The organism is Carboxylicivirga sp. (assembly GCF_982718395.1).
Genome location: NZ_CEXQWX010000266.1, coordinates 1 through 4,947 on the forward strand (window position 1 = coordinate 1; position 4,947 = coordinate 4,947).

At 39.4% G+C, this 4,947-nt stretch carries 2 protein-coding genes; both read right to left on the reverse strand.

The window, feature by feature from the left end; translation table 11 throughout:
• The coding region (locus tag AC4MRQ_RS24925; RefSeq protein WP_491200447.1) for a glycosyltransferase family 117 protein at positions 1-1,927 on the reverse strand (1,927 nt) is incomplete at its 3' end.
• Between the two features lie 331 nt (positions 1,928-2,258).
• A partial coding sequence (locus AC4MRQ_RS24930) for a glycosyltransferase family 117 protein (RefSeq protein WP_491200448.1) occupies positions 2,259-4,947 on the reverse strand: 2,689 nt, incomplete at its 5' end.

Consider the following 4,947-nt stretch of genomic DNA (forward strand, 5'->3'; position numbering starts at 1 on the left):
CATTATCGGCACAGCTATTAAGATAATTGTGAGCTAAATCCCTTGCTATGTATCGTTCAGATCTGTTATGATCGTCCCAGTTTTGATTAGCCAGAATACCAGGAACAAGCACCAGGCATAATCCGGTTGCAAGGCTTGCTGCCACTGATCCGGGTACAAATCGTTTGATACCATTAACAATGGATAAAACACCTAAACCTATCCAAATGGAAAAGGCGTAGAATGATCCGGCGTAAGCATAATCTCGTTCACGAGGTTGCAGAGGTGTTTGGTTCAGGTATAATACAATAGCTAATCCGGTGAGGAAGAACAATAGCATCACAATCCAGAAACCTTGCTTTCCATTTTTATCGGCATTGTACTGGAAGAATAGTCCTGCTAATCCAAGAATCAGCGGAAGCATGTAATATTTGTTGCGTGCCGGATTATTTGCATAGATATCAGGCATGAGATCATCATTACCCAAGCGGTATTCATCGTAGAACTTGATACCTGTTATCCAATTTCCTTTATGAGGTTCACCATGACCCTGAATATCGTTTTGTCTGCCAGAGAAATTCCACATAAAATAGCGGAAGTACATATGATTTACCTGGTAATTCATAAAGAACTTGAAGTTTTCCCACATAGTTGGCACCGAAATGGATGAAGGTCTGCCGGTTTCATCTTCAAGAGTCACTCTTCGTCCTTTTAGATTTGTCCAGTTCTTGTATTCATTAATATGGCGTCCTTCGCGGCTGTACATGCGAGGGAACATAGTTGTTGTTCGACTGTCAAATTCATATTTAGGTCGATAATCAACAGTCTTGTATTCTCCGTCCTTCTTGATTCGAACCGGTGCACCTTTTTGATTACGCATGGCTTCACGGTCGAGTGGTGAGTTATAGTTCTGTCCGAAAAATAACGGACGATCACCATACTGCTCACGATTCAGGTAAGACATTAAAGAGAAAACATCTTCAGGCGAGTTCTGGTCCATTGGTGGGTTTGCAAATGACCGGATCACGATCATGGCAAATGATGAATAACCTATCATGATGACTGTTACAGCAAGGATAACGGTGTTGGCAATGGCCATTTTCTTTTTGTAAGTGATCCAGATACCTGCTACAAGTGCTACCAATAACAGAATCATATAGATGATGGCTCCCGAATTAAACGGTAGACCCATACCATTGACAAAAGCCAGTTCGAACCAGCTGGCTACTTTTACAACTCCAGGAATAATGCCGTATAGAATTCCGCCAAGAATTACTGCTGAAATCGCTAAGGCTTTAATGGTATTGTTACGGTTAACCTCGTACATTTTAAAGTAGTAAACCATTACAATTGCCGGAATGGCAAGAAGGTTAAGCAGGTGAACGCCGATTGATAAACCCATCAGATAGGCAATGAGTATCAGCCATCTGTTAGAATAAGCTTGTCCAGCAACATTCTCCCATTTTAGAATAGCCCAGAAAACAACCGCTGTAAATAGTGAAGACATAGCGTAAACCTCACCTTCGACAGCAGAAAACCAGAATGTATCTGAGAATGTATAAGCTAATGCACCAACTAGTCCGGATCCCATTACAGCCCAAGTGCGCCATACAGGAGGTTCTTCTTCGGTGATGAATATCTTTTTAGCCAGGTGAGTGATGGTCCAGAAAAGGAACATGATCGTTAGCGCACTGGCTAGGGCCGACATCATGTTAATCATAAAAGCAACCGACGCTTCATCAGGAGCAAACAAAGAGAAAAAACGACCCATGATCATAAAAAACGGTGCTCCAGGAGGGTGACCAACCAAAAGCTTATAAGAAGTGGAAATAAATTCACCACAATCCCAAAATGAGGCGGTTGGCTCAATAGTCATTGTATAAACGGTGGCAGATATAAAAAATGTTAACCAACCGAGTATTAAATTTAAACGCGTATATTGCTTCATAATTACTTAATTTCAATAAGATAGTGTCGTCAACCCATAGCCATAAAACATGCTGTATTTTGACAAGTTCCAAAAATACAATTTTTTGTTTGTTTGACCTTTACAATAGTTGTAATAATCAGAACGTACTTTGGATTGCTTAAACCGATAAGTTTTTACCTGCTGCTGTTGAATTTATATAATGCCGTTATGAGCACTAATGGATGGTCTTAAATTATCACTCGTCATCCGGCTAATAGACATTAAGTCAATTTAGTCGGACGACGAGTATCGCAATGAATTTTACTAATTGATCTACAAGAATAATTGGATTTCAAGTCTTGATATATAGTTATATTTCTATTCCAATTTGTTTATAAACAAATGAAAGTTGATCGAGCAGTGCGGCATTGTTAATTGTATCAAGCATCATCTTAATTCTTTGTCCTTTATCTAATTCCTGTTGGAATGTACTTTGATTCATTTGTTGCTTGCTTGAAGAAAGAGAAGCAAACCACATCAGGTTATTGAGATGACGGTTTAAAAGAAAACTGGCATGCACTGAAACTTCTTGCTTTAAATCACATTGATGAGCTAAATGCAGAAGGGGAATGTTACCAGCAACATCAGGAGCAGCTTCAATAGGTAGCTCTTTCAGGCTCTTTTTGATGACTTTTTTGGCTTCTTCAAATCTGCTTTGCTCCAATAAATCAGAAGCCAGAATATTGCCAATCTGGCGATATTTCATCACATCGAATGTGCGGCGACAATAGTGATCGTAGTATGCTGTTGAACCATCACCGAGATCAATTCTATTGAGATAGATATCCAAAAGTGATTCTAAATCATAATAGATGGGCTGACCTTCTTTTTTTGCCTGTGGCGTCAGTTTATAAACCAAACCATCATAACGCAAATGTTTTTGCAAACCAAGAAATATTTCAGGGTCGGCACCAATGGTAAAGTAAATGGGTCGTTCCCATTTGTTATTTGCCAATAAGTCAAGCAGCGCTATATCATTTTTGTATAATACTCGCTTGGGACATTGCCACTTCAGCGTATCATGATTATCATAGGGCAAAAGGAAGCGATTGATTGGTGAAAAATCAACTTTAGTTCCATTTTGTAATGGTAGTTTTGAGCTTTCCTTATCACTTCCAATAAATTGCACAATGCTTTGAAGTGGGGCAAATTCTTTATTCTGATCCAATAGAAGAGCGTAGTCAAGATTGCCTGTTTTATAGCGTTCCTGTGGAATGGAAAACTGAATACCTTGGGTTTGATTAACTGCATTTGCAAGCTGTTGCACACACCAATCGGCTCCCATTAATCCATAATTTATAACATGAATATCGGTGCGATAACCTTCTACTTCTTGTACATACCATAACGGATAGGTGTCATTATCACCATAGGTAAATAAAATAGCGTTGGGCTCGCAAGAGTTAAGATAACTGCGGGCCTGGTTTAATGCAAAATATCGATCAGATCGGTTATGGTCATCCAGATTTTGTGCTAACATTAACAGTGGTACTGCAAATGTTAGTAGTAATAGTCCCAGACTGGTAGTTAGATAACTTTTAGATTTTTGATAGATCAAGTGCCCCACATAAAAGGCTCCAAAAGCAATGAATAGGGCAAAGGCGAAGAAAGAACCTACAAAAGCATAATCCCGTTCCCTTGGTTCAAAAGGTGTTTGATTAAGGTAAAGAATAATAACCGGGCCAGTCATAAGGAATAAGAGGCCTGTAACAGAAAGATATTTTTTTCCATTTTTGCCTGCATTAATCAGGAATAAAATTCCTACAATACCCAGCAAAAGTGGGAACATAAAATACCGATTATTGGATGGGTTGTTGATTGAGTAGCTATGTGGTTGATTGCCTTCTGTGCTCCTGTCCAGAAAAGGAATGCCTGTAATCCAGTTGCCTTTATGCATTTCACCGTGGCCTTGTTCATCGTTTTGCCGGCCAGAGAAGTTCCACATAAAATATCGAATATACATGTGGTTGATCTGGTAATTAAAGAAGAAGCGAAGGTTAGTGACAAACGATGGTTTAGTCGTTAAGTTAGGATCAGCTCCGGCCCATTGTTGATAGCCATATTTATGTGTTGGTGATTGACTGTGCATACGAGGAAAGAAACCACTGCCTGCTTTGTCGTAATCATAAGCATCGGATTTTTTATACGACTCATACTTATCTCCATTGCGGCGGTAGCTATCTTTATATTTTAATTCACCTGCCTTTGTATTGTAGTAATGACCATAAAGAAGTGGATTTTGAGCATATTGTTCACGATTAAGAAAACTATCAAGCGAAAAGACAGTCGACGGATCATTCAGATTGATAGGTGTGTTGGCATCAGCCCGAATAATAATCATGGCATATGATGAATAGCCTATCATAAAAACAAGAGAAACGACGGCTAGTAAATGTGTCCAGCTATTTTTCCTGCGCGTAATAAACACAGCACCAAATAATCCACCAAAAATGATAGCAGCGAATAGAATAAGACCTGAATTGATTGGGAATCCCATGTTGTTGACACTGATAATCTCTAAAATGCCGGCCAGCCATAAGCCATTCTGAATAACACCAAATAACAGAATTCCAAGTATACCTCCGCCAATTAACATGGCCTTTAGCAGAAGTGCCCAGGTGAATGGATTTTTACGCAGAAGAATTAGAAGAATCAATACAGGGATGATAAGTAAATTCAAAAGGTGTACACCAACAGAAAGACCAGTGAGGTAAGCAATCAGGATTAACCATTTGGTACCAGACCCACTTGTCTCGTTTGCTTCTTCCCATTTTAGAAATAGCCAGAAGCATAGTGCCGTAAAGAATACAGATAAAGCATATACCTCGGCTTCAACTGCAGAAAACCAGAAGGTGTCGGACGCTGCAAAAGCCATTGCACCAATAGAACAGGGTATGACGATCAGGAAATAACTTTTGATTGATTCTGTATAGGAGCTGAAAATCCTTCTAAGTATATGCTCTGCAGAAAAATACAGCAGCATTACGGTACCAGCAGAG